General features: G+C 68.9%; 22 protein-coding genes and 1 riboswitch. Of the genes, 12 read left to right on the top strand and 10 right to left on the bottom strand.

The window, feature by feature from the left end:
* Window positions 1-27: 27 nt before the first annotated feature.
* The 10 genes from ACFYPC_RS32310 to ACFYPC_RS32355 all read right to left on the bottom strand — a co-directional run bounded on the left by ACFYPC_RS32310 (window position 28) and on the right by ACFYPC_RS32355 (window position 11,070).
* Window positions 28-888: a thioesterase family protein gene (locus ACFYPC_RS32310; protein WP_391889945.1), complete on the bottom strand. Its 861-nt coding sequence runs from the start codon at window positions 886-888 to the stop codon at window positions 28-30.
* Window positions 889-976: 88 nt separating this feature from the next.
* Window positions 977-1,642, bottom strand: a complete 666-nt coding sequence (locus ACFYPC_RS32315) for a trimeric intracellular cation channel family protein (RefSeq protein ID WP_385731547.1) — start codon at window positions 1,640-1,642, stop codon at window positions 977-979.
* 98 nt (window positions 1,643-1,740) lie between these two features.
* Window positions 1,741-3,063: a dipeptide ABC transporter ATP-binding protein gene (locus ACFYPC_RS32320; protein WP_391889949.1), complete on the bottom strand. Its 1,323-nt coding sequence runs from the start codon at window positions 3,061-3,063 to the stop codon at window positions 1,741-1,743.
* A complete protein-coding gene (locus ACFYPC_RS32325) occupies window positions 3,060-4,157 on the bottom strand; it encodes an ABC transporter ATP-binding protein (RefSeq protein ID WP_391890091.1) in 1,098 nt (365 codons plus the stop codon). Before ACFYPC_RS32325 ends, ACFYPC_RS32320 begins: the two co-directional genes overlap by 4 nt.
* 5 nt (window positions 4,158-4,162) lie before the next feature.
* Entirely contained in the window at window positions 4,163-5,170 is a 1,008-nt protein-coding gene (locus tag ACFYPC_RS32330; RefSeq protein WP_391889952.1) for an ABC transporter permease, read from the bottom strand.
* A 69-nt stretch (window positions 5,171-5,239) separates the two neighbouring features.
* Window positions 5,240-6,988 (bottom strand): ABC transporter substrate-binding protein, encoded by a 1,749-nt coding sequence (locus ACFYPC_RS32335; RefSeq protein ID WP_391889955.1) that lies wholly within the window; start codon window positions 6,986-6,988, stop codon window positions 5,240-5,242.
* A gap of 58 nt (window positions 6,989-7,046) precedes the next feature.
* The gene (locus ACFYPC_RS32340) at window positions 7,047-8,045 is read right to left on the bottom strand and encodes an ABC transporter permease (RefSeq protein ID WP_391889958.1); all 999 of its coding nucleotides are present in this window, start codon (window positions 8,043-8,045) and stop codon (window positions 7,047-7,049) included.
* 448 nt (window positions 8,046-8,493) lie between these two features.
* A complete protein-coding gene (locus ACFYPC_RS32345; protein WP_391889961.1) occupies window positions 8,494-9,288 on the bottom strand; it encodes an enhanced serine sensitivity protein SseB C-terminal domain-containing protein in 795 nt (264 codons plus the stop codon).
* 168 nt (window positions 9,289-9,456) lie between these two features.
* Entirely contained in the window at window positions 9,457-10,260 is an 804-nt protein-coding gene (locus ACFYPC_RS32350; RefSeq protein ID WP_391889964.1) for an enhanced serine sensitivity protein SseB, read from the bottom strand.
* Window positions 10,261-10,395: 135 nt separating this feature from the next.
* A complete protein-coding gene (locus tag ACFYPC_RS32355) occupies window positions 10,396-11,070 on the bottom strand; it encodes an AAA family ATPase (protein ID WP_391890093.1) in 675 nt (224 codons plus the stop codon).
* Between the two features lie 220 nt (window positions 11,071-11,290).
* Window positions 11,291-11,387: riboswitch (glycine riboswitch) on the top strand.
* 147 nt (window positions 11,388-11,534) lie between these two features.
* Here ACFYPC_RS32355 and gcvT point away from each other — a divergent pair.
* The 12 genes from gcvT to hydA all read left to right on the top strand — a co-directional run bounded on the left by gcvT (window position 11,535) and on the right by hydA (window position 25,006).
* Window positions 11,535-12,653 (top strand): glycine cleavage system aminomethyltransferase GcvT, encoded by a 1,119-nt coding sequence (gcvT, locus tag ACFYPC_RS32360; RefSeq protein ID WP_391889967.1) that lies wholly within the window; start codon window positions 11,535-11,537, stop codon window positions 12,651-12,653.
* 123 nt (window positions 12,654-12,776) lie between these two features.
* Window positions 12,777-13,154, top strand: coding sequence for a glycine cleavage system protein GcvH (gene gcvH / locus ACFYPC_RS32365; RefSeq protein WP_391889970.1), 378 nt, complete (start codon window positions 12,777-12,779; stop codon window positions 13,152-13,154).
* A 14-nt stretch (window positions 13,155-13,168) separates the two neighbouring features.
* Entirely contained in the window at window positions 13,169-14,428 is a 1,260-nt protein-coding gene (gene glyA, locus ACFYPC_RS32370; protein ID WP_391889973.1) for a serine hydroxymethyltransferase, read from the top strand.
* 152 nt (window positions 14,429-14,580) lie between these two features.
* Window positions 14,581-15,948 carry an L-serine ammonia-lyase gene (locus ACFYPC_RS32375; RefSeq protein WP_391889976.1) on the top strand — a complete coding sequence of 456 codons (1,368 nt, stop codon included), beginning with the start codon at window positions 14,581-14,583 and terminating at the stop codon, window positions 15,946-15,948.
* A 936-nt stretch (window positions 15,949-16,884) separates the two neighbouring features.
* A complete protein-coding gene (locus tag ACFYPC_RS32380; RefSeq protein WP_391889978.1) occupies window positions 16,885-17,454 on the top strand; it encodes a hypothetical protein in 570 nt (189 codons plus the stop codon).
* The gene (locus tag ACFYPC_RS32385; RefSeq protein WP_391889981.1) at window positions 17,451-18,410 is read left to right on the top strand and encodes an ABC transporter substrate-binding protein; all 960 of its coding nucleotides are present in this window, start codon (window positions 17,451-17,453) and stop codon (window positions 18,408-18,410) included. The genes ACFYPC_RS32380 and ACFYPC_RS32385 overlap by 4 nt, the downstream gene beginning before the upstream one ends.
* Window positions 18,407-19,489: an ABC transporter substrate-binding protein gene (locus ACFYPC_RS32390; protein ID WP_391889984.1), complete on the top strand. Its 1,083-nt coding sequence runs from the start codon at window positions 18,407-18,409 to the stop codon at window positions 19,487-19,489. Before ACFYPC_RS32385 ends, ACFYPC_RS32390 begins: the two co-directional genes overlap by 4 nt.
* Window positions 19,486-20,373, top strand: coding sequence for an ABC transporter permease (locus ACFYPC_RS32395; RefSeq protein WP_391889986.1), 888 nt, complete (start codon window positions 19,486-19,488; stop codon window positions 20,371-20,373). Before ACFYPC_RS32390 ends, ACFYPC_RS32395 begins: the two co-directional genes overlap by 4 nt.
* Window positions 20,374-20,377: 4 nt before the next feature.
* A complete protein-coding gene (locus ACFYPC_RS32400; RefSeq protein ID WP_391889989.1) occupies window positions 20,378-21,181 on the top strand; it encodes an ABC transporter ATP-binding protein in 804 nt (267 codons plus the stop codon).
* Window positions 21,178-22,083, top strand: a complete 906-nt coding sequence (locus tag ACFYPC_RS32405) for a carbon-nitrogen hydrolase family protein (protein ID WP_391889992.1) — start codon at window positions 21,178-21,180, stop codon at window positions 22,081-22,083. Before ACFYPC_RS32400 ends, ACFYPC_RS32405 begins: the two co-directional genes overlap by 4 nt.
* Window positions 22,080-23,624, top strand: coding sequence for an amidohydrolase family protein (locus ACFYPC_RS32410; RefSeq protein ID WP_391889995.1), 1,545 nt, complete (start codon window positions 22,080-22,082; stop codon window positions 23,622-23,624). Before ACFYPC_RS32405 ends, ACFYPC_RS32410 begins: the two co-directional genes overlap by 4 nt.
* Complete coding sequence (gene hydA, locus ACFYPC_RS32415) at window positions 23,621-25,006, top strand: dihydropyrimidinase (RefSeq protein ID WP_391889998.1); 1,386 nt, start codon at window positions 23,621-23,623, stop codon at window positions 25,004-25,006. Before ACFYPC_RS32410 ends, hydA begins: the two co-directional genes overlap by 4 nt.
* Window positions 25,007-25,017: the final 11 nt, after the last annotated feature.

Here is a 25,017-nt window from a genome sequence, read left to right on the forward strand (position 1 = left end):
CGGCGGACCGGCAGCGCGACCGGCCGGTCAGCTGATCCGTGCCCTCGCGAGCTGCCGGGACTGGGCGACCAGCCGGTCCGCGCTGTCCCACACCTCGGCGTCCTCCTCCAGGAAGCCGCCGGCGAGGTTGCGCGTGGTGATGGACACCCGAAGCGGGCCCGGGGCCGGGCGGGAGCGGACGTGCACCGTCAGCTCGACGGTCGGCACCCAGCCGGACAGGCCGAGTTCGAATGCGGTCGGGGGCAGCGCGTCGACAGCGAGGAGCAGCGAGAGGGGGTCCGGGTCGCGGCCGTCGGCCAGGCCGAACCAGGAGCGCATCTCACCCTTCCCGGAGGGCGCTCCGAGCGCCCAGCCCAGGGTCGCCGGGTCGAGCTTGAGCATCAGCCGGTCGGTGATCGCCGAGCTGCCGGGCACCGGGGCAGGCGCGTCCTCGGGGCCGAAACACTGGTCCATGGGCGGCATCGCGGGCGGCTTCGCCGTCGTACGGACGTCTTCGGGCAGGGTGTCGAGATCGCCGTACGAGGCGAGGACGCGGATCCGTTCGACCTCGCGGCCCTCGTCGTCGTACTGGAAGAGGGAGGCCTGGCCGGTGGAGAGGGTCCGGCCGGTGCGGGCGACCTCCGTGCGGACGACCGCCGGTCCCGGCTGGGACGCGGTCAGGTAGTGCGCGGAGATCGTGAACGGGTCGGCGTGCGGCAGGGCGTCCGCGAGGGCGCGGCCCAGGACGGCAAGCAGATAGCCGCCGTTGACCGCGCTGACGATCGTCCACCCGGCGGACAGATCGATGTCGTAGACGCCGGGTTCGCGAAGGGTGACCGCCGTGTCGCGGTCGAACTCGCTGTCGCCGATCGTGGCCCGTACGGCCTGTACCGAAGCTGCATCTGGCATGCCTGAACGGTACAACAGGGAATTACTAAGCGGTAGCTTTTACTGTTCTCGGGCGCATGACGTCAGTCCTCGGCCGGCCAGGGATGGATCACTGGGCCTCCTGCTCGGTCGCCGTCGAACGCCGGTGCCATGCGCGCGGTGCCCGCCAGTGGTACCGCATCGCGAGCAGCCGCAGTACGAAGGCGGTGACGACCGCGAGCCCGCTGGTGAACGTGGTGAGCATGTCGTAGCGGATGCACACGACGACCATCGCGGCACCGACCATCGCCGGCACCGCGTACAGGTCGCGGTCCCAACGCAGCAACGAGGGCACCTCGTTGGCGAGGACGTCACGCAGTACGCCGCCGCCGACCGCCGTGGCGAGACCGAGGGCCGCGGACTGGGTGAGGCCCAGCCCGTACTCGTACGCCTTCGTGGTGCCCGCGACGCAGAAGAGGCCGAGCCCGGCCGCGTCGAAGACGTTGACGGCGACCTGGGTCCGTTCCACCTCCGGATGGAGGAAAAAGACGAGCAGGGCGGCGAGCAGCGGGGTGCTGAAGTAGCCGAGGTCGGTGAACGCTGCCGGCGGCACGGCCCCGATGATCAGGTCGCGGAACAGTCCTCCGCCCAGCGCGGTGACCTCGGCGAGTACGGCGATGCCGAAGACGTCGAAGTTCTTGCGGACGGCCAGCAGGGCCCCGGAGATCGCGAAGACGAAGATCCCCACGAGGTCGAGGACATGCTGGACGGAGGGGGTGAACAGTTCCTGGAGCACCCGCCATTTTTACCTACGCGAACGGGAGAGCGCGCGTGCGCTCTCCCGTTCGCGGTGGTTCTGCCCTGCCTGAGTGCTCCGCCGGCAGGACCGGTGTCTCAGTCCTTCGCCGGGTTGTCCTCGGGGACGGCTTCCGTGGACGCCTCGTCCGAAGCCGCGGTCCCAGCCGGAACATCCGTCACTTCGTCCGAAGCCGCGGTCCCAGCCGGAGCATCTTCCGAAGCCGCGGCGGTCTCAGCCGGAGCATCCGACATCTCGGCCGGAGCCTCCCCCGACACCTCGGCGGCGTCCACCGCGGGCACCAGCTCGACCGTCTCCATGGCCGCCTTGGCCGCCGACAGCAGCACGGTGTCCTGCGGCGCCTGGTCCTCCGCGTTCTCCGGGTGGTGGCAGGCCACCTGCTGGCCGGGCTTCAGCTCCAGGAGCGGCGGCTCGGTCGTCCTGCAGATCTCCGTGGCCTTCCAGCACCGCGTGTGGAAGCGGCAGCCGCTCGGCGGCGAGATCGGCGAGGGCACATCGCCCTTGAGCAGGATGCGCTCGCTCTTGGTGCCCCGGCGCTTGGGGTCCGGAACCGGCACCGCGGACATCAGGGCCTTGGTGTACGGGTGCATCGGCGCCTCGTACAGCGAGGTGCGGTCGGCGAGTTCGACGATCTTGCCGAGGTACATCACCGCGATGCGGTCCGAGACATGGCGTACGACGGAGAGGTCGTGCGCGATGATCACGTACGTCAGGCCCAGCTCGGCCTGCAGGTCGTCCATCAGGTTCACGACCTGCGCCTGGATCGACACGTCGAGGGCCGAGACCGGCTCGTCCGCCACGACCAGCTTCGGCTTCAGGGCGAGCGCACGGGCGATGCCGATGCGCTGACGCTGACCGCCGGAGAACTCGTGCGGGTAGCGGTTGAAGTGCTCGGGGCTCAGGCCCACCAGCTCAAGAAGGCGCTGGACCTCCTTCTTCACACCGCCTTCGGGCTCCACGCCCTGGAGCCGGAAGGGCGCCGAGACGATGGAGCCGATGGTGTGCCGCGGGTTCAGCGAACCGTACGGGTCCTGGAAGATCATCTGGATGTCCCGGCGCAGCGGGCGCATCCCTCCCGCGCCGAGCCGGGTGATGTCCTTGCCCTCGAACTCGATGGTGCCGGCGGTCGGGTCCTGGAGCCGGGTGATGACCCGGCCCATGGTCGACTTGCCGCAGCCGGACTCGCCGACCACGCCCAGCGTCTCGCCCTTGCGCACCTCGAAGTCGATGCCGTCGACCGCCTTGACGGCCGCGACCTGGCGCTGGAGAACACCCTTCCGGATGGGGAAGTGCTTCTTCAGCCCCTGGACCCTGAGCAGCACCTCGCGGTCATCGGAACCCGCTGCCTGCGGCGGTGTCACCGGCGCGTCGACGGCGTCCGTCTTCTTCGTCTCACTCACAGCTTCGGCGCAATCTCTTCGGTCCAGATCCGCGTGCGGTCCTCCGGCGAGAGGTGACAGGCGGAGTAGTGCCCGCTGCCGACCAGTTGCAGTTCGGGGCGCACGGTACGGGTGACATCGCCCTTGGGAAGGTCGGCGTACGGGCAACGCGGGTGGAAGGCGCAGCCCGAGGGGATGTTGATGAGGCTCGGCGGCTGACCCTTGACGGGGATGAGCCGCTCGGACGTCTCCCGGTCGATACGCGGCATCGAGCCGAGCAGACCCCAGGTGTAGGGGTGCTGCGGCTGCTCGAAGATCGTGTCGACGGGACCGCGTTCCGCGCACCGGCCGCCGTACATCACCAGGACCTCGTCGGCGATCTCGGCGACCACACCCAGGTCGTGGGTGATGAGGACGACCGCGGAGCCGAACTCCTTCTGGAGATCGCGGATGAGGTCGAGGATCTGCGCCTGGACGGTCACGTCGAGGGCGGTCGTCGGCTCGTCCGCGATGAGCAGTTCGGGGTTGTTGACCAGCGCCATGGCGATCATCGCGCGCTGGCGCATACCGCCGGAGAACTCGTGCGGGTAGCTGTCGACGCGCTTGCCGGGCTCGGGGATGCCGACCCGGTCGAGCATCTCGATGGCCCGCCTGCGCGCGGTCTTCTTGTCGACCTTGTGGTGGACGCGGTGCGCCTCCACGATCTGGCTGCCGATCGTGTAGTACGGGTGCATCGCCGAGAGCGGGTCCTGGAAGATCATCGACATCTCGCGGCCGCGGAGCTTGCGCACCTCGTCCGGGTCGGCGCCGACCAGTTCCTTGCCGTCGAGCCAGATCTCGCCGGACATCTGGACGTGCTTGCCGCCCGCGCCCAGCCGGTGCAGGCCCATGATCGCCAGCGAGGTGACGGACTTCCCGGAGCCGGACTCGCCCACGATGGAGAGGGTCTTGCCCTTCTCCAGCGAGAAGCTGAGCCCGTCGACGGACTTGACCACGCCGTCGTCGGTCGGGAAGTGCACCTTGAGGTCGCGTACTTCGAGGAAGGCGCTCGGCGCCTCGGAGCGCGCGGTGACGGGCTCGCCCACTGCGGCGCCAGTCGCAGACAATGGAGTCAGTTCGGTCACGAGAGCCTCACCCGAGGGTCGGCGGCCGCGTAGAGCAGGTCCACCAGAAGATTTGCGATCACGACGAAGAATGCGGCGACCAGGGTGACACCGAGGATCTTGGGCAGGTCGTTGTCGGTGATGCCCTGTACTGCGTACTGGCCGATGCCGGGCAGCGAGAACACGTACTCGGTGATCACGGCTCCGCCGAGCAGCAGACCGAGGTCCATGCCGAAGATGGTGATGATCGGCGTCAGCGCGGCCCGCAGCCCGTGCCGCACCACGACCTTGCTCTCACGCAGGCCCTTGGCGCGGGCCGTACGGATGTAGTCCTCGTTCATCGTCTCCAGCATGCCCGAGCGGGTGAGCCGCGCGTAGATGGCGGAGTAGAGGAGTGCGAGCGAGCACCACGCGGGGAAGAGCGTGTTGGCCCACTGCGCGGGATTCTGGGTGAACGGGACGTACGTCTGGCCGAAGATCGGCCACTGGAAGGTGAAGAGCAGCAGCGCCAGGTTGCCCGTGAAGAACATGGGCAGCGAGACACCGGCGAGGGCGATGCCCATGAAGGTGCGGTCGAGGAACGAGCGCGGCTTGAGCGCGGAGACCACACCGGCCGTGACACCGGACACCAGCCAGATCACGGCGGCACCGAAGGCCAGCGAGGCCGTCACCGGAATGCGGGATGTCAGCTCCGGCCAGACCGCCTGGTGGTTCTTGAAGGAGTAGCCGAAGCAGGGCGCGTCGCAGTGCGCCGTGGTGGGGCCGAGGTCATAGGTGGCTCCGACCACGATCCCCTTGATGAAGTGCCAGAACTGTACGTAAAGGGGCTGGTCCAGTCCGAGGTTTTGCTTGACCGCGGCGATATCGGCCGCCGTCGGGCTCTTCCCGATGTACTGCTGGGCAAGCGAGTCGGCGGTCTGGCCGGCGAACCGCGGCAGTACGAAGAAGATGGCGAAGGTGACCGCGGTGACGACCAGCAGCAGGATCACTGCCGCGGCCATCCGGCGGAGGATGTACGAGATCACGGGGATCGGCGCTGGTGCCCGCGGGCCGCTAAGCCCGCGGGCACCAATGCCTTCACCTGCCTTCCGGGGCTACTTCTTGGTCGTACCGATGTTGAGGTAGTCGTACTGGCCGCTGAAGGCCGCCGTGGAGACCAGGTTGGTGAAGTTGGCCGGGCGGTACAGCAGGACCTTGAAGTAGGTCAGCGGAACGAGGGCCGCCTGCTCCATGGTCTTCTTGTCGACCTCGGTGTACATGGCGTCACGAGCGGCCTTGTCCTCCGTGCCGATCGCCTTCACGAGCAGCGCGTCGATCTCCGCGTTGTCGAGTTGCGAGAGGTTGGTGTTACCCGACTGGCTGATCGCCTTGCCGTTCAGGATCTGCTGCAGGAAGCCGTAGCCGGACGGCCAGTCGGAACCCCACTGCATCATCATCAGACCGATGTTGTTCTTCTTGTCGAACTCGGGGACACCCGCGTTGTCGGTGAAGTACTTGCCCGACGGGTACTGCTTCAGGCTGGCGTTGATCCCGACGGCCTTCAGCGAGTTGATGATCGCGGTGGCCGCGTCGATCTCCTGCGGGCGGTCGCTGCGCGCGGAGATGTTCGTGTTGATCGTCGTCTTGCCGCAGGCCGTCAGCTGCTCCTTGGCCTTGGCCACGTCGCCCTTGTTGCCGGCGGAGGCGTAGATGTCCGACTTCTCGTAGCCCGGGATGTCCGGCGGGAGGACGGTGGTGGCGATGTCACCGCGGATCGGGCCGCCCTCGGCGGTCTGCACCGAGACCTTGTCGATCGCGTACTCGACGGCCTTGCGGCAGGCGACGTTGTCGAACGGCGCGAGCTTGGTGTTGATCGCCATGTAGACGAGACGGCCACCGTAGGTGTTGTCGGTGTTGGCCTTCAGGTCGGCGGAGTTGACCACCTTCGCCTGCGTCGCGGCCTGGACACCCGTACCGCCCAGGTCGATGGCGTTACCGGCCATGACGTCCTGGTCGATCGTCTCGGGGTTGACCTTCAGCTTGACGACGATCTTGTCCGGGTACTGCTTGCGCAGCGGGTCGGTCGACGCGTCCCAGTTCTCGTTGCGGACGAGGGTGACCTGCTTGCCCTCCTCGTAGCTCTCGAACTTGTACGAGCCCGAGGACACGATGTTCTTGACGTAGTCGACGCCGGTGTCCTTGGCCTGCGGCACCGGAGCCGTCTGCGGCGTCGCGACCAGGTAGTCGAACTCCTGGAAGGCGGTGTTCAGGTGGAAGACGACCGTGGTGTCGTCCGGCGTCTCGATCGACGACAGACCCTCGGCGCTCTTGTCCTTGTAGGGACCCTTGTACTTGTCGCCGCCCTCGAGGAACTGCTGGAAGTAGTTCGGGCCGAGGGAGAGCACGTCACGCGCGAAGTTGGAGCGCTCCACGGCGTACTTCACGTCCTTCGACGTGATCGCCGTGCCGTCCTCGTACTTCAGGCCCGAGCGCAGCTTGTACGTCCAGGTCTTGCCGCCGTCGCTCGGCACACCCGCGCTCTCGGCGAGGTCCGGGACCAGCTCGTTGCCCTTCTCGCCCGGAGCGGGCTTGAAGGTCATCAGCGGGCGGGCGTACAGCCGGCTGAGGTTGTACATGTACGCGTAGTACGTGTTGCCCGGGTCGAACGAGTCCGGGACGTCGGCGTACTCGTACGTGACCGTCCCACCCTTCTGGGTGGAGGCGTTGACGACGTCCTTGGTCGCTGCGTTGGCCCCAGCTGAATTCGTGTCGTCGTTCGTGTTGTCATCGGCCTTGCTGCAGCCTGCGAGAAGCAGACTCACACTGCCGATGGCCGCAACTGCGGCCAGCGCTGACCTTCGCATGATGTTCGGGTCCCCTCCATTGTCGGAAACTTGATGGACACTCGGCGCTGCCGCAGGGTCAGCGGCTGCGCGGGTCGAGAGCGTCGCGGAGACCGTCGCCGAGCAGGTTGAATGCCAGCACGGTGACGAAGATCGCTAGGCCGGGAACGATCAGGAACTGCGGATCGACCTGGTAATAGGTGACCGCCTCGCTGATCATCCCGCCCCATGACGCCTGTGGGGGCTGGATGCCGACGCCGAGGAAGCTCAGGCTCGCCTCGAAGAGGATGTTGGTCGGGATGAGCAGCGTCGAGTAGACGATGATCGGGCCGACCAAGTTCGGGAGCAGCTCTCGGAAGAGGATGTACGGCCCCCTCGCGCCCATCCCCCGGGAGGCGTCGACGAACTCGCGCTCGCGCAGGGCCAGGGTCTGGCCGCGGACGATGCGGCCCAGGTAGGGCCAGTTGAAGAAGCCGATGATGAAGATCAGCACGCTGATGTGCAGCGGCAGCCCTTCGAGGCCGAACGCGCCGCCCTGCAGCGTCGCGGAGATCGCGATCGCGAAGAGCAGCAGCGGGAAGGCCAGGAAGGTGTCCATCAGCCGGCTGATGATCGTGTCGACCCGTCCGCCGTAGTACCCGGCGACCACCCCGAGGATCGTGCCGATCACGTTCGAAAGGATCGTGGCGCCGAAGGCGACGACCAGCGAGACCCAGGAGCCTTCCAGGATGCGGGTGGCGATGTCGCGCCCGAACTTCGGCTCCACACCGAGCGGGTGCGCCCAGCTCATCCCGCCGAAGTCACCCAGGGGCAGAGAGGTGTTGGGGTCGATCAGGTCCTGGTTGAAGGCGTTCGGGTCGAGTCCGAACACCGCCTGGATGGGGCGCGAGAGCGCCGCCAGCAGGACGAGCAGTACGACGATGACACCGCCGACGACCGCCACCTTGTCGCGCTTGAAGCGCGTCCAGGCGATCTGCCCCAGGGAACGACCCTCGATCTGCCCCTTGTCGACACCGGCCAGCACAGCCTCCGGCTGTACGCCCGTTTCCGACCCGGTGGTCTCGATCGGTGCGGTCACAATGACCCGACCCCTCTGACCGGTGGTGACCGGCCTACGCCTGCCGCTGTCTGCGGCTTGGTTCACTTGCATGCCGGAAGCGGCCACAGATGATGCGGCCTGGAATCCCGGGCTGTTCCGAAGACTTGCACTCACTCACAGGGTCGAGGACCCCATGCCTGACACGGGAGTCTTCATGGCCGCCACGATCACGTGCCAGGCCTGACGGAGAAAGTATGCGCAACCGTGATGCGGTTAAGTGGATTCCGTTATCCGAACAGTGGGTAACAGGGGGCGGACAGGGGGCAGTTGTGGTGAAAGGGGCCATGGGGCGCCCTTTCGGCCGGTGTCAGCCTCAAAGGGGACATCCAACCCTTACGCCTGCCGCCCCGCAGGTCAGACACGAAGTCACGGCACGCGGAGATCAGGACATGGCGGGGCCAGGACCGGTTTCGTGGTGGAACAGAGATCAGTATGACCGGGACTGCGGATAGCCGTAGCCACCGGCCACCGGTGCCTGCGCCGGGGCGGCATGCGCCTCTCGGTCGTAGAAGGGCCGCGCGTTGGACCGCAGCCACATCGCCACCGGGTCGTACTCGTCGGACATCGCGACGGTCGAGACGGGCAGCCCGTCCGGCACCGCGCCGATGGACTGCTGCATCATCGCCCGCACCGAGTCGACGGCCGGCGGCGAGGTGTCGTACACATCAAGGCCGATGGCCAGGTAGGGCGCGCCGAGCGCGGGCTGTACCCAGGCCCGGCGCAGCGAGCGCACGGCGGACGTGCGGTGCGCGTTCTGCGTGAGCAGGGCGTAGAACTGGGGGATCTCGATGCCCGGCTCGGAGAGCCTGAGGGGGCCCGCGGGCTGGCGCTCCAGGCCCGTGGCGATACGGCGCAGATCGAGCCAGGGGACGCCGACGCCACCGCCGGGGGCGTGCGGGTTCAGCCAGAGACCGAACTGGTCGGGGTACAGGGTGCGGGCCACGTCCAGGCCGTCGACGACCTCGTACGAACGGTTCCAGCCGCTGGCCGAGAGCTCCTGGGCGGAGGTCACACAAGGCGCGTACCCGAAGCCGTCCACCTGCATGTTTCCGTACTGCGCGTCCGGGGAGCCGGACTGGCCGTGCCAGAGCAGCATCCAGACCTGGCCTGCCGACGGGGCCGCGAGCGCGCGCAGCAGCGCCTCGTAGGCGTCGTAACGCCCGGGCGTCACCTGGCGCAGCATGTGCTCGACCTGCCCGGCCGCGGTGCCGCTGGCGCTCACCTGTACCGCCCCTTCGCGAAGTTGCCCCGGATATGAAACCAGCTTATGCGGCGACCCTGACACCGGTGCGGGACGCTCCGCCGGAAAGCCGCATGAGAGCTGGGGACTTGCTGCCGTCCCGCGTCCGCGGGCCGGTCGTGGTCGCTCGGTCGCCTCTCGGCGGCGACTTCAGTGCCCGTGCTGGTAGAAGGGCCGCACCCGCTCGCGCATCCAGTCGCCCACCGGGTCCTGGGTGATGTCCAGGAGGACGAGGTTCACGGGGCGGTCGACCGGGACCCGGCCCAGCGCACGGCCCAGCGCGTCCAGCGGGAGCGTGCGGGCCTCGCCCTCCCACAGGGAGAGTTCGACGCCGATGAACATCACGGGCGAGCCGCCCTCGATGCTGGCCAGGCAGCGGCGGGCGGTCAGCACCACGCCGGTCCCGGCGAACTCGGCGGAGGCCGCCGACAGGAAGTCCACCGGGTCGTCCTGCCAGTCGGGCTCGAAGAGCCGCACCCGGCCGCCGCTCGCGGATCCGTCCAGCGGCGTGTGCCCGGCGCGGCACAGCTCGGCGACCGCGAGGGGCGGCAGCGGCAGGCCGACCACACCATCCGGGTTGATCACGATGCCGGCCTGCGGGGGCAGCCCGCGGGCGAACTCGACGGCGGGCGCGATCGTGTACGACATGTGCCCGCCGGTGACCTGGCGGAACTGCTCCTCCGAGCTGAAGACAGGGACGTACGCCTGACCCGCGATCTCCAGCGTGGGCAGGTCGAGCGGGCCGCTGTGCGGGCCGCCGCCGTTCGGCAGCGGGACCCAGACGAAGCTGCGGCCCAGCACCTCGACGATGCGGGCACCCGACGAGGGCCCGGCGGGCACGCCGAGGGATGCGGCGAGCACCTCCTCCAGCTCATTGCCCGGCCATCCGCCGTGCGGATGGGGGTGCGCCTGCGCCGGGAGGCCGGGGAAGTCGGGGAATTGCGGGAAGTCCATCTGTCTACCGCCTGCTGTGACCACTGTTCGGGTGTTCGGGTGTTCGAGCGTTCCGGCTGGCAAGGTTAGTGGGCCTGTACGTAATCTCAGCCGCTTCGGCGGTTCCCAGCCCCCTCGGGCCCCCTGCGACCGGCCTCAGCCGCCGAAATCGATCCGGCGCAGCACGTCCGCCGCGTCCCGGTCGATGAGCACCGCGGAACCGCAGCCCTCGGGCAGATCGCCCTTCTCGACGGAACGCAGCAGCCGGGCGACCGCGCCGCGATGACGCCCGAACGCGTACCGCGAAACGCCACGGCCGCGCTCGCGCTGGCCGTCGAGCGCCGTGCCCGGTGTGACGTCGAGCAGCAGCAGGTGCAGCGCGCCGCCGCGACGGCGGGCCTCGCGGGCGAGCCAGCGGCGGACCCAGGCCTGCGTACCGCAGTCGTGTACGACGACTCCGGCGCCGGAGCGCAACGCGCGGTGCAGGCCCGTGTAGTGGGCGAGGCGGACGAGGGGACGGTAGACCGCGTACGGGAGCCAGCGGGACATCCGTCCGTCCCAGCGGTCCCGGGTGTCCTGCGAGTCGACGCGCGGGCCCGAGACGGCGCGTCGCATCAGGGTCGACTTGCCGCTGCCGGGGAGTCCGGTGACCACGACGACGTCGGAGCTGCCGAAGTGCAGGCCGTGCGGGCTGTGTCCGGCACGGTCCCTCAGGTCGCGGACGACAGCCGTCGGGAGCGGGTGGTACGCCTCCCGGGCCGGGGCGCCGGGCTGCTTGGGCAGCGCTAGTCCCGCCGTCGTCGCGTACGCCGTGGTCCTGTTCACCGTGATCGTCCTCCCCATGGGTCTGGAGTCCCATCCCCGCCGAGTGTAAAGAGAAGGTAATGCGCGGTGCTTCCTGTTTCCGTAATCGGACCGCCACAGGCTGGTTACAGGTCACTGTATGACGCTGTGAATGACTGCGGGTCGCTGTTTCGGGTGTGCGAAGGTGCCCCTCCCGTGTCTGGGGGATGCGTGCAATGATGTGCGCGCCAACTGCATACCGGCCGCTTGAATCCGCGCGGGAGAGTTCCGGGACACGTCGTCCTGGGCGCCGAAGGAGCAAGTCCCTCCCTTGAATCTCTCAGGCCCCGTACCGCGCGGGCGAGGCACATCTGAAAAGCGGGCCGCCGACCAGGGGCCCCACCCAAGGTGCAAGTCATGACCACCGTTTCGCGGGGTCGTGATGAACCTCTCAGGTTCCGATGACAGATGGGGAGGAACGACCTCGCCGTCATGCCTTGGGAGCCCCACCGATGAGCAGTAACGCACCCCGTCACACCGCGCTCGATGCCCTCCATCGCTCGCTCGGCGCGACGATGACCGACTTCGCGGGCTGGGACATGCCCCTGCGCTACGGCTCCGAACGCGACGAGCACCTCGCCGTCCGTACGAAGGCCGGCCTTTTCGACCTCTCCCACATGGGGGAGATCACGGTCAGCGGGCCCCGGGCCGCCGCACTCCTCAACTACGCGCTGGTCGGCAACATCGGCTCGGTCGGCGTCGGCCGCGCCCGCTACACGATGATCTGCCGGGCGGACGGCGGCATCCTCGACGACCTGATCGTGTACCGGCTCCAGGAGCACGAGTACATGGTCGTCGCCAATGCCTCCAACGCCCAGGTGGTGCTGGACGCGCTCTTGGAGCGTGCGGCGGGCTTCGACGCCGTCGTGCGCGACGACCGTGACGCGTACGCGCTGATCGCCGTCCAGGGCCCGGAGTCCCCCGGCATCCTCAAGTCCCTCACCGACGCCGACCTCGACGGCCTGAAGTACTACGCGGGGCTGCCCGGCACGGTCGCGGGCGTTGCTGCGCTCATCGCCCGCACCGGCTACACCGGCGAGGACGGCTTCGAGCTGTTCGTCTCCCCCGGCGACGCCGAGAAGGTGTGGCAGGCGCTGACCGAGGCGGGCGCCCCGGCCGGGCTCGTGCCGTGCGGTCTGTCCTGCCGTGACACCCTGCGCCTGGAGGCGGGCATGCCGCTGTACGGGCATGAACTGAGCACCTCGCTCACCCCCTTCGACGCCGGCCTCGGCCGGGTCGTGAAGTTCGAGAAGGAGGGCGACTTCGTGGGGCGCGAGGCGCTTTCCGAGGCCGCCGCGGCGGCCCTGGAAATCCCCCCGCGGGTGCTCGTCGGCCTGATCGCCGAGGGCCGTCGTGTCCCGCGCGCGGGGTACGCCGTCGTCGCCGACGGCAAGGTCGTCGGCGAGGTCACCTCGGGCGCCCCGTCCCCGACGCTGGGCAAGCCGATCGCGATGGCCTACGTCGACGCCGCCCACTCCGCTCCGGGTACCGCCGGAGTCGGTGTGGACATCCGGGGCAGCCACGAGCCGTACGAGGTCGTGGCGCTGCCTTTCTACAAGCGCCAGAAGTGACACTGGCGCACGTGTCGGCCGAACCCGGCCGGGCGTGCCAGACATGACACCGGGCACATCCGCCCAGCTCATCACCCCTCCCCCCGTCATCAGCAGTCCCCCGCGTACAGGAGAATTCAGGCCATGAGCAACCCCCAGCAGCTGCGCTACAGCAAGGAGCACGAGTGGCTGTCGGTCGCCGAGGACGGCGTCTCGACGGTCGGCATCACCGAGTTCGCGGCCAACGCGCTCGGCGATGTCGTCTACGCCCAGCTTCCGGAGGTCGGTGACACGGTGACCGCGGGCGAGTCCTGCGGAGAGCTGGAGTCGACCAAGTCGGTGAGCGACCTGTACGCGCCGGTCACCGGCGAGGTCGTGGAGATCAACCAGGACGTGGTGGACGACCCCGCGCTGGTGAACTCGGCCCCCTTCGAGGGCGGCTGGCTGTTCAAGGTGCGTATCGCGGACGAGCCGGACGACCTGCTCTCCGCCGACGAGTACATCGCTTTCACCGCCGGCTGAGGAGTCGTACGAACATGTCTGTGCTGAACACCCCCCTCCACGAACTCGACCCCGACGTCGCCGCCGCCGTCGACGCCGAGCTGCTCCGCCAGCAGTCCACCCTCGAGATGATCGCCTCGGAGAACTTCGCTCCGGTCGCGGTCATGGAGGCCCAGGGCTCGGTCCTGACCAACAAGTACGCCGAGGGCTACCCCGGCCGCCGCTACTACGGCGGCTGTGAGCACGTCGACGTCATCGAGCAGATCGCCATCGACCGCGTCAAGGCACTCTTCGGCGCCGAACACGCCAACGTGCAGCCCCACTCGGGCGCCCAGGCCAACGCGGCGGCGATGTTCGCGCTGCTCAAGCCGGGCGACACGATCATGGGCCTGAACCTCGCGCACGGCGGGCATCTGACCCACGGCATGAAGATCAACTTCTCCGGCAAGCTCTACAACGTGGTCGCCTACCACGTGGACGACGCCACCGGCCAGGTCGACATGGCCGAGGTCGAGAAGCTCGCCAGGGAGTCCAGGCCGCAGCTGATCGTGGCGGGCTGGTCGGCGTACCCGCGTCAGCTCGACTTCGCCGAGTTCCGCCGGATCGCGGACGAGGTCGGCGCGTACCTGATGGTCGACATGGCGCACTTCGCCGGTCTGGTGGCGGCGGGCCTGCACCCCAACCCCGTGCCGCACGCCCACGTCGTCACGACCACCACCCACAAGACGCTGGGCGGCCCGCGCGGTGGCGTGATCCTTTCCACGGCCGAGCTCGCCAAGAAGATCAACTCGGCGGTCTTCCCGGGCCAGCAGGGCGGCCCGCTGGAGCACGTGATCGCCGCCAAGGCCGTCTCCTTCAAGGTCGCCGCGACGGACGACTTCAAGGAACGCCAGCAGCGGACCCTTGACGGTGCGCGGATCCTGGCGGAGCGGCTGGTCCAGGACGACGTGACGTCGGTCGGCGTCTCGGTGCTCTCCGGCGGCACCGACGTGCACCTGGTCCTGGTCGACCTGCGCAACTCCGAGCTGGACGGACAGCAGGCCGAGGACCGTCTCCACGAGGTCGGCATCACGGTCAACCGCAACGCCGTCCCGAACGACCCGCGCCCGCCGATGGTGACCTCGGGTCTCCGTATCGGTACGCCGGCCCTGGCGACCCGCGGCTTCACGACCGAGGACTTCACCGAGGTCGCGGACATCATCGCGGAAGCGCTGAAGCCGGCGTACGACGCGGACTCGCTGAAGGCCCGGGTGGCGGCCCTGACCGACAGGCACCCGCTGTACCCCGGCCTGTAGCGGTTCCCGCGTTTCCCGGGCCTCACTTTTCGATTCGCACCTTCGATTCGCCCGGAACGTACGTTTCTTCGGGCGCCGCGCACACTGGATGACAGCTGTGGGCGGCGCCCGCCCCTTGCACCACCCTGTTCTGCCTGCTTTGAGGAGTTCCCGTGGCCATCTCGGTCTTCGACCTGTTCTCGATCGGCATCGGCCCGTCCAGCTCCCACACGGTGGGCCCGATGCGCGCGGCACGCATGTTCGCCCGACGACTGCGCAACGAGGCCGTGCTGGACTCGGTGGTGTCGATACGCGCCGAGCTGTACGGCTCCCTGGGCGCGACCGGCCACGGGCACGGCACCCCCAAGGCGGTGCTGCTCGGCCTGGAGGGCGCCTCACCGCGGACGGTGGACGTGGAGGGGGCCGACGCCCGGGTCGAGGAGATCAAATCGGCGGGCCGCATCAGGCTGCTGGGCGAGCACGAGATCGACTTCTCCTTCTCCGACGACCTGATCCTGCACCGCCGCAAAACGCTGCCGTACCACGCGAACGGCATGACGGTCTTCGCGTACGGCGCCGCGGGCGAACTCGTACTGGAGAAGACGTACTACTCGGTCGGCGGCGGCTTCGTGGTCGACGACGACGCGGTGGGCGAGGACCGCATCAAGCTGGACGACACCGTCCTGAAGTACCCCTTCCGCACGGGCGACGAGCTGCTGCGACTGACCCGCGAGACGGGTCTCTCGATCTCCGCGCTGATGCTGGAGAACGAACGCGCCTGGCGGACGGAGGAGGAGATCCGCGAAGGCCTCCTCGCGATCTGGCGCGTCATGCAGGCCTGCACGGCACGCGGCATGTCCCGCGAGGGCATCCTGCCCGGCGGCCTGAAGGTCCGCCGCCGCGCCGCCGTCTCGGCCCGCCAACTTCGCGCCGAGGGCGACCCGTTGGCCCACGCGATGGAGTGGATCACCCTCTACGCGATGGCGGTGAACGAGGAGAACGCGGCGGGCGGCCGGGTCGTCACGGCCCCGACGAACGGCGCGGCCGGCATCATCCCGGCGGTCCTGCACTACTACATCAACTTCGTACCGGGCGCCGACGAGGAGGGAGTCGTACGATTCCTGCTCGCAGCCGGGGCCATCGGCATGCTCTTCAAGGAGAACGCGTCCATCTCCGGCGCCGAGGTCGGCTGCCAGGGCGAGGTCGGCTCGGCCTGCTCGATGGCCGCCGGCGCCTTCGCCGAGGTCCTCGGCGGCAGCCCCGAACAGGTGGAGAACGCCGCCGAGATCGGCATGGAGCACAACCTCGGCCTCACCTGCGACCCGGTCGGCGGCCTCGTCCAGATCCCCTGCATCGAGCGCAACGGCATGGCCGCGGTCAAGGCGGTGACCGCCGCGAAAATGGCCATGCGGGGCGACGGCTCCCACAAGGTCTCCCTCGACAAGGTCATCAAGACCATGAAGGAGACGGGCGCGGACATGAGCGTCAAGTACAAGGAGACGGCGCGGGGTGGGCTTGCGGTGAACATCATCGAGTGTTGAGGGGGTGGGGCCTGACCAGCGCGTTCGTGTCTTTCAGTGCTGTCGGGGCCTTCCCTGCTTACGCGGCGGAAATTCCCCGAAGAGTCCCCAGGAAATCCCACAGGACGGGTGCCTGACCTGGAGGTTCGCGACATCTGCGATCCCTGTTCGGCTCCGCAAGAGAGGCCACCCAGGTTGTGGGCCGTCGCGCCCGTCGGCTAACCAGTTCAACTGCCGTGGGCTCTGCTCGAACGAGTTCTCGTGACGCCTGGCTCGGGCGAGGGATTCCTCCCCCGGCCCCGACCGGAGACACACGCGGTGCCTGTTCTCGTCCCCCTCGTGACGGGCTGAACATCCGCGCTCCCCCGATCTCGTGACTGCTGGAGGGAGGGACAGCCTCCTGGGCGACGGCAGGCCCTTGTCACCGTGCGCGATGACTAGGCCGGCGGGGTGCACCGCCCCAAGGCAGGCGGTCCCTCTTTGTCTGGAATACCCCTGTGGCCGTTTCGATTACTTCCCTTGCCGCTCATCCAGATGCGGCAGCAACTTGCCGAGCTGTGCCGACAACGCTGCCTCAGTCCCCTCCGTCATACCGGATCCTGCGACCCCAACCGCCCTGTCGGACAAAGGGGTTACTGATCGACAGCTCCCCGGGTGACAAGCGCGGGTAACGCCAGACCAGGGCCCGTGATCTCGCCGCGGCGACCACCGTGGCGCGGTCTCGTCGCAGCCCCCCATGTCCGCGTTGCCCACCCCCTCGCCCACCTCCATTGTCCGGAGCGGGGCGATCGCTGTCGCGGCGGCAGTGACCATCACAAGTGCCGCTACACCGGGCACTGAAGCCCTGGTGTCGCAATGGCGGACATGCGCACACCTGTAACCGTTCGCCCCAATGATTAACGGACGACCCACAAGTAGGAAATCAGCCGTTAATGCGCTGGCTGTCTCATCCTCTCCATGCGATGTATACAGGACACAATGCGAGCGGCGGGGGTGTTCACCGCCCTCGAACGGGATGGGCTGGCTGGGGACGACGAAGTCGCCGCGCTCCCCGGCGTCGTGGGCCTGCGCCTGCGCATCGCGGCTGGTGAAGCCGGATCGCGCTGCTGCGGCTCCGCGTCCGTGGCGCTGGTCGCTGCCGCGCCCACCGACCCGTCATTGCCCGGGGCCGTGGTCGCGGCTCTGGACGGGCTGGCCGCAGGCAGCGCGGTGGCCGCCACCGCACTGGACGAACTGGTCGGCGGATGGATCGCGATGCCGGGCCGGGACGTCAAGGTGGCCGCCAGCGCCGACCTGGGGCATGACGCCGTGGTGGCCGTCGCCTTCGACGACGCCGCGGCGTTCCTGATGGCCGACCACGACGACCGCCTGGTCGTCCACACCACGGCGGTGCTCGCCGCAAGCCCGGATGCGGCAGGCGAGTCGGCAGGCCCGCCGGCCGGCTGGCAGGTCGTGGCACACCAGGTTCCTTCCGTGCCGCTGCTGATCGCAGCGCCGCACGCACACGACGGGAGCTGCGCGGCATGAGCGAGCGACTGGTACTCACCCACGGCTGTTCCCTGTCGAACCTGCCGCTGTTCGTCGCGGTGGGGGAGGGGTTGTTCGCCGACGAGGGTCTGGAGGTCCACGCCCCCTACTTCAACGACATCAACTCCACTGCGGAGTTGCTGGCCACCGGGGTGGCCGACCTGGGCACCGCGGCCTTCACCCAGCCACTCATCGACGCCTTCCGCGACGACCCGCCGGTCCTGGTGGGCGGCAGCGGCCTGATGGGTGTCGCGGTGCTGGCCCAGCCGCATGTCGATGACGTCGCCTCGCTGGCCGGGCAGCCGGTCGGCACCTTCCGCGCGGACCCGATGGAGGTGCTGCTGCACGACGTGCTGGCCGCCGCCGGGCTGGGCATGCAGGACGTGGGACTGCGCTATTTCGACGTCCTGGACGAGGCCATCGACGCATGGCGGTCCGGCGAACTGACCGCCCTGACCCTGGCCGAGCCGTACGCCAACCGGCTGCGCGGCGAAGGCGCGCGGACCCTGTCCTACGGCACCGAATTGTGGGGCGACCCCTTCCCCGACACCGTCCTGGTCGCCTCCGCCAAGTTCCTGCGCGAACGCCCCGATCAGGTGCGCTCGGCACTGCGCGCCATGCTCACGGCGGAGCGGCTCATCATCGCCGATCCGGTTGCCGCCCTGGAGCACGCGCTCCCCTTCTATCCCGGCTTCGGCGTCGAGGAACTGGCCGAGGCCGCCCGCCTGCAACCCGCCTGGGTGGACATCCGGCCGCTGCGCTCGGCCGTGCTCGGCCGGTGGGACAGCCTGCGATCCCTCGACCTCGTACCCCGTGACGCCGAGACACCCACCGGTGCCATCGCCCTGGACCTGCTCGACGCCGAAATCGGCGCCGCGCCTGCCTCCCCCGCCCCTCTGGCCATCCCCTCCGTCCCCGTCCCGACCCCCGCCACCTCTGTCAAGGAGAAGCCATGACCGACAACCGCCCCAGCATCACCGGGACTTCCCTGGACCGCAGACAACTCTTCCGCCGTACCGCGGCCGCCGGCGCCGCCGTGGCCATACCGTCCTGGCTGCTCACCGCATGCGGCGGTGCCCAGTCCGGCTCCTCGACGGGCTCTGGCAGCGCTTCCGGCGCCAAGGTCACCCTGAAGGCGACGCACGGCACCGGCCTGTGCAACCTGAGCATGTTCCTGCTCAAGGAACGCGGACTGGCCAAGCCCGACGTCGACGTGCAATTCGTGGTGACGCCGACGAACGCCGACATCGTCACCCTCTTCGGTGCGGGTCAGGTCGACATGTCCCTCATCCCGTACACCCAGTTCATGACGCTGCACGACGCCGGTGCTCCGGTGACGATCGTGGCGGGAGGCGGTGTCCAGGGCTGTGTGATCGCGGCCCAGCCGGGCATCGAGACCGCGCAGGACCTGCGCGGCAAGACGCTGGGCACCTTCCAGGCCGACACGCTGGAGATGCTGCCGTACGACTACCTGAAGAAGGCCGGGATGTCCTTCAAGGACGTCAAGGTGCGCTACTTCGGCACCTCGCCCGAACTCGCCCAGGCTTTTACCAGCGGCTCGATCGACGCCATCTGCCACATCGAGCCCTACGCGACCCAGGCGCTCAAGGGGCGGCCCGGCTCCGTCAAGCTCTCCGACGGCACCGATGTCTACGGAACCGGCTACACCGACTGTGTGCTGGCGGTGCGCAACCCACTGCTCCAGGAGAACCCGGATGCGGTCAAGGCCGTCATCAAGGGTCTGTTCAAGGGACAGCAGCAGACCGAACAGGACCGTGAGAGCGCGGTGAAGGCCACCACCGGTACCTATTTCAAGGCGAGCCTGGCCGACGTGCTGCTCGCCTCCACCAAGCAGCCCAACGTCACCGACCAGCGCGACAAGGCGCAGTTCATGCTGGACCGGGCCCAGAACATGATGGAGCTCGGCTACCTGAAGAAGCTTCCTGACGAGAAGATCTTCGACTGGACCCTCCTGGAGCAGGTCATCAAGGAGAACCCCGACCTGTACACCTCACTGAAGTTGAAGACCGCGTGACGCCGCCGACCGAGGGCGCTCTGACCAGCGCGTCCGCGCCGGCCACAGCGGTGCAACAGCTGCCCGCCGTGTTGCGCCGCCGCGCTGTGTCCGCCGCCTGGTGGGTCGCGTCCGTCGGGCTGTTCGCCTGCCTGTGGGAGCTGGCCTGGGCCGTGGGATGGGCTCCGGAACTGCTCCTCCCGCCGCCGCACATCTTCCTGCGCCACTTCTCCGCCCAGGCCAAGTTCTTCCAGTCGGACACCATCGGCCAGGCGCAGGCGGCGCCGCTGGTAGCGGTGGGCAGCACGGTGCTGGCCACCGTCGCCCGGGTACTGGCCGGGCTGGCGATCGGGTTCGTGGCGAGCCTGGCGACCGGCATCCTGGTCACCCGGTTCACGATCTTCAACAGGCTTTCGATCCCCATGCTGACGCTGCTGGCTCCGATCTCACCGGTGGCCTGGCTGCCGGTTGCGATCTTCCTGTTCGGCATCGGCAACGGACCGGCCGTCTTCATGGTGTTCGTCGGCGTCTATTTCGTCATGACCCTCGCGACCGTCAGCGAGATCGAATCGGTGAGCGGGACGTATCTCGACGTGGCACGCACGCTGGGTGCCACCCGCAAGCAAATGCTGTTCCAGGTGGTGCTGCCGGCGGTCCTGCCCGGGCTGCTGCGCACGCTGCGGATGAATCTGTTCGCCGCGTGGATGGTGGTGCTCATCGCCGAGGCGGTGGGTGTGGGCAGCGGCCTGGGCCAGGTCGTCGTACTGTCCCGCAACACCTTCAACGCCAGCCTGGTGTTCTTCACCATGGCCCTGATCGGGGCCACCGGGTACGTCATGGACGTGCTCTTCCGCCAGTTGCAGAAGCGGCTGCTGTGGTGGGCACCAGCCGGTCAGGGAAGGTGACGCGGTGACACGGCACAATAGCGGCGCGGTGCGCTGCCGTTCGGTACGCAAGGTCTGGGCCGAGGGCACCGGCAAGGAGACCGTCGCCCTTGAGGGCATCGATCTGGATGTGGCTCCCGGCGAGTTCGTGGTGATGCTCGGCCCCAGCGGCTGCGGCAAGTCCACCATGCTGTCGCTGATCGCGGGCCTGGAGCAGGCCACCGGCGGCTCGATCGAAGCCGACGGCGAACCGGTCGTCGAACCGGGACCCGACCGCTGCATGATCTTCCAGCAGTCGTCGCTGTATCCGTGGCTGTCGGTGGCGGAGAACGTCGGCTTCGGCCTGAAACTCCGCGGCCGGCCTCGCGCCGAACGCCGTCGGGTGGCACAGGAATTGCTGCGCACCATGGGGCTCGGCGACGTACTGGACAAGCACCCCGACGAACTCTCCGGCGGCATGCGGCAACGAGCGGCGATCGCACGCGCGCTGGCGATGGAGCCGAAGGTCCTGCTGATGGACGAGCCGTTCGCGGCCCTCGACGTGCAGACACGCGCCAAACTGCAGGACTTCATCGGACAGGTGTGGCGGGACAGCGGCGCGTCGGTGCTGTTCGTCACGCACAGTATCGACGAGGCGGTGTCGCTCGCCGACCGGATCGTGGTGTTCACCGCCCGCCCGGGAAGGATCAAGGCGGTCATCCCCGTGGAGCTGGACCGCCCCCGGGACCCGCGCTCGCCGGAGTACCACCAGCTGCACGACCGCCTCATCGACTTGCTTGCCGATGAGGTGGACAGGGCCTTCGCGCAACAGGAACAGGCGGCGTCATGAGTACGGTGCGGATCGCCGCGGCGCAACTGCCCGCCTGCGCCGAGGACCCCTCGGCGAACCTGGCCGCCGTCCATGCCGCGCTGCACGGCGCGGCCCGGGCGGGCGCCGCCGTGGTGGTGCTCCCCGAGCTGGCGACCGTGCCGTACTTCGCCGCCGAGCCGGCCGGGGCGTACGACCACTGGGCGCAGCCGGTGCCGGGCCGGCTGACCGACGAGATCGGGGCCCTCGGCGCATCTTTGGGGATCACCGTGATCCTCCCGCTGTTCGAGTACGACCCGTCCACCGGCACCCGGCACAACGCGGCCGTGGTCCTGCGAGGAGGCCGGATCGTCCCGGCCGTCGACCGCGGGGGCAAGGCCCACCACGTCGCCCGCAAACTGCATCTGCCCGTCGGTGACGACCCCCCGCCGGGGTTCGACGAACCGGCACACTTCACTCCCGGTGACTGGCTGGGCGTGCACGACCTGGGCACTCTGCGGCTGTCCACCCTGATCTGCTACGACCGCCGCTTCCCCGAGTGCTGGCGCGAGGCCCGCTCGCTGGGCGCGGATCTAGTGGCCGTGCCGGTGGCCGGCAGCGGCGGGGACAGCAGCGCCTTCTTCCTGGGGGAGCTGTGCACCCACGCCCGGGAGAACGGCCTGTTCGCGGTGGCAGCCAACAAGGTCGGCACCGAATGGGTCGCAGGCAAGGCGGTGGACAACTTCGGGGAGTCCGCCATCGTCGGCCCCGACGGGGAGCTGCTGGCCCACCGCCGCGAGGACGAGGGCCCCGGGCTGGTGATCGCCGACCTCGACCTCGATCTGCTGGCCCTTACCCGTGAGCGGCTGCGCTATTTCGAGCACCGCCGAACCGACCTGTTCCCCGGCCCCCCGGCCCCCTCTCTTGGAAGGTCCTGTTCGTGACAACCCTTTTCCGCAACGCACTTGTGGTCGCCATGGACGACACACGCCGTGCCGAGCCCTTCCGCGCCGACGTGCTGGTCGAGAACGACCGCTTCAGCGCGGTGGGGAAGGACCTTCCGGTGCCCGACGGTGCCACCGTCGTGGACGCCACCGACCGACTGCTGATGCCGGGCCTGGTCAATGCCCATGTGCACTCGTGGGAGGCGCTGTTCAAGGGACGCTACGACAACCTGCCGCTGGAACTGTGGATGCTGCTCGCCTACCCGATCCTCGGCCTGGAGCCGATGCCGGAACGGCTGGTGTATCTGCGGACCCTGCTGGTCGGTATGGAGTCGCTGCGCAGCGGCACGACCTGTCTGCTCGACGACGTGATCGAAATGCCGACACAGAGCATGGACGCGCTCGACGCGGTCTTCCGCGGCTACGAGGACATCGGCATCCGCGCCAACTGTTCCGGAAACATCGTCAACCGCCGTTACATCGACACCCTCCCCTTCGTCGACGAGGTGCTCCCGCCCGACCTGCTGGCCGCGGCGCGGGGGACGACGCCGCGAACCACCGACGAATACCTGGAATTCAGCAAGGAGGCGCTGGCCCGCTACGACGGCCGCGCCGGACGGCTGCGGTACGTGATCGCGCCCAGCGGGCCGCAGCGCTGTACCGACGACCTGCTCGTCGCCGCCGACGAACTGTCCAAGCAGCACGACACCACGCTCCACATCCATGTACTGGAAACCAAGATGCAGGCGGTGACCGGAAGGGAGTTCTACGGCTCCACCCTGGTCGCCCACCTGGACCGGCTCGGAGTGCTCAGCGACCGCGCCACCCTGGCGCACGGCATCTGGCTCACCGACGACGACATCGCCCGCCTCGGCGAGAGCGGCGCATCGGTGGCGCACAATCCCCTCTCCAACCTGAAACTCGGGTCCGGTATCGCGGCCTGGCGTGCCCTGCTCGACGCCGGCGTCAACATCGGCCTGGGCAGCGACGGACTGTCCACCAACGACAGCGCCCGCATGCTGGACGTGGTCAAGTCCGCCGCACTGCTGCACAAGGTCAGCCACCCCGACTACCGGACCTGGCCCACCGCCGACGAGGTCCTGTGGGCGGCCACCCGGGGCGGCGCCCGCTCGGCCCGCCTGACCGACGAGGTCGGGGCAATCGAGCCGGGCCGCAAGGCGGACTTCGTCGTGTTCGACCTGCGGTCGGTCAACTTCACGCCGCTCAACGACGTCCCCTCGCAGCTGGTCTACGTCGAGAACGGCGACTCGATCCGCGAGGTGTGGGTCAATGGTGACGTCGTAGTACGCGACGGCCGCTGCCTGCTGATCGACGAAGAGGCGGTGCTGGCCGAACTGCGGGAGCTGGCCGCCGAGTACATGGAGCGCTTCGCCACCGTCGAGCAGGCCAACCAGGTCTTCGAGCCCTACGTCGCGCAGATCTACCAGCGCTGCTGCGCCGAGCCCATGGGCATCAACCACTGGAGCGGCGACGAGCGGACATGGCTCGGCGGCCAGGCGGCAGGGGAGAGCGGAGCATGAGCAGCCTCCTGATCACCGGCGCACGGGTGGTCACAGCGGCCGACGACTACGTCGCCGACGTCCTCGTCGAGAACGGCAGGGTGACCACCATCGGCGCGTCGCTGCCGGCCGTCGCCGACAAGGTCATCGACGCCTCGGGCTGCTACCTGCTCCCCGGCGGCGTCGACCCACACACCCACCTGGCCTCCCGCCTGGGCAGCGGCACCACGACCGCCGACGACTACGAGTCCGGCACCATCGCCGCCGCCTTCGGCGGCACCACCACGATCGTCAACTTCGCCCAGCAGCGGCCCGGGCAGCACCTGCGCGCGGCCATCGAGGACGGCATGGCCGCGGCCGAGGGCAAAGCGGTCATCGACTACGGCCAGCACATCGTGATCACTCAGCTCGACGAGGGCTCGCTCGGCCAGATCGACGAACTCGCCGACGAGGGCGTCACCAGTGTCAAGCTCTTCATGGCCTATCCGGGCGAGCTCATGGTCGATGACGCCGTCCTGTTCCAGGTCCTGGAGCGGGCCGGCCAGGTGGGATCGCTGGTGTGCGTCCACGCCGAGAACGGACCGGTCATCGACGTGCTGGTGCGCCGCGCCCTGGCCGCGGGACGCACCGGGCCGTCCTGGCACGGCCGCACCCGGCCCGTACTCGCCGAGGCCGAGGCCACCCATCGCGCCATCGCCGTCGCCGAGATGGCGGACGCACCGGTGTACTTCGTGCATCTGTCGTGCACCGAGGCGCTGGCCGAGGTCACCGCGGCCCGGGACCGGGGACGTCCGGTGTTCGCCGAGACCTGCCCGCACTACCTGTTCCTGGACTCCGGCGTCTACGACGACGAGAGCTTCGACACCGCCAAGTACGTGCTCACCCCACCCCTGCGGGATGCCTCCCATCACGAGGCCCTGTGGCGCGGCCTGCGCGGCGGCGACGTGCAGGTGGTCTCCACCGACCACTGTCCGTTCTGCCTGAACGGACAGAAGACCCTCGGCCGCGGCGACTTCTCGAAGATCCCCAACGGAGGGCCCGGTATCGAGCACCGGCTGGCCCTGCTGTACTCCGGCGTCGTGGCCGGGAATCTGTCGCTGCGCAGGATGGTGGAGGTGTTCGCCGCGGCCCCGGCCCGCCTGTTCGGCCTGTACCCGCGCAAGGGTACGATCGCGGTGGGTTCCGATGCGGACCTGGTCGTCTTCGACCCTGCCGCCCGGACCACGATCAGCGCGGCGACGCACCACATGAACGTCGACTACAGCCTCTACGAGGGATGGGAGTTGACCGGCGCCGTCCGCACCGTCATCGCCGCCGGAGCGCCGGTCGTGGAGAACGGCCTGTTCGTCGGCACCCCCGGCGCCGGCCGACACCTTTCACGCCAGGCGAGTGGACAGAGTTGACGATCGTGTCC

This window comes from Streptomyces sp. NPDC005808, assembly GCF_042871385.1.
In the GTDB taxonomy this organism is placed as follows: domain Bacteria; phylum Actinomycetota; class Actinomycetes; order Streptomycetales; family Streptomycetaceae; genus Streptomyces.

What these genes read in the sequence shown, in the direction of transcription:
- ACFYPC_RS32310 (WP_391889945.1), bottom strand. Translation starts at nt 888, where the DNA reads ATGCCAGATGCAGCTTCGGTACAGGCCGTACGGGCCACGATCGGCGAC.
- ACFYPC_RS32335 (WP_391889955.1), bottom strand. Translation starts at nt 6,988, where the DNA reads ATGCGAAGGTCAGCGCTGGCCGCAGTTGCGGCCATCGGCAGTGTGAGT.
- ACFYPC_RS32350 (WP_391889964.1), bottom strand. Translation starts at nt 10,260, where the DNA reads ATGGACTTCCCGCAATTCCCCGACTTCCCCGGCCTCCCGGCGCAGGCG.
- gcvT (WP_391889967.1), top strand. Translation starts at nt 11,535, where the DNA reads ATGAGCAGTAACGCACCCCGTCACACCGCGCTCGATGCCCTCCATCGC.
- gcvH (WP_391889970.1), top strand. Translation starts at nt 12,777, where the DNA reads ATGAGCAACCCCCAGCAGCTGCGCTACAGCAAGGAGCACGAGTGGCTG.
- glyA (WP_391889973.1), top strand. Translation starts at nt 13,169, where the DNA reads ATGTCTGTGCTGAACACCCCCCTCCACGAACTCGACCCCGACGTCGCC.
- ACFYPC_RS32380 (WP_391889978.1), top strand. Translation starts at nt 16,885, where the DNA reads ATGCGATGTATACAGGACACAATGCGAGCGGCGGGGGTGTTCACCGCC.
- ACFYPC_RS32385 (WP_391889981.1), top strand. Translation starts at nt 17,451, where the DNA reads ATGAGCGAGCGACTGGTACTCACCCACGGCTGTTCCCTGTCGAACCTG.
- ACFYPC_RS32390 (WP_391889984.1), top strand. Translation starts at nt 18,407, where the DNA reads ATGACCGACAACCGCCCCAGCATCACCGGGACTTCCCTGGACCGCAGA.
- ACFYPC_RS32405 (WP_391889992.1), top strand. Translation starts at nt 21,178, where the DNA reads ATGAGTACGGTGCGGATCGCCGCGGCGCAACTGCCCGCCTGCGCCGAG.
- hydA (WP_391889998.1), top strand. Translation starts at nt 23,621, where the DNA reads ATGAGCAGCCTCCTGATCACCGGCGCACGGGTGGTCACAGCGGCCGAC.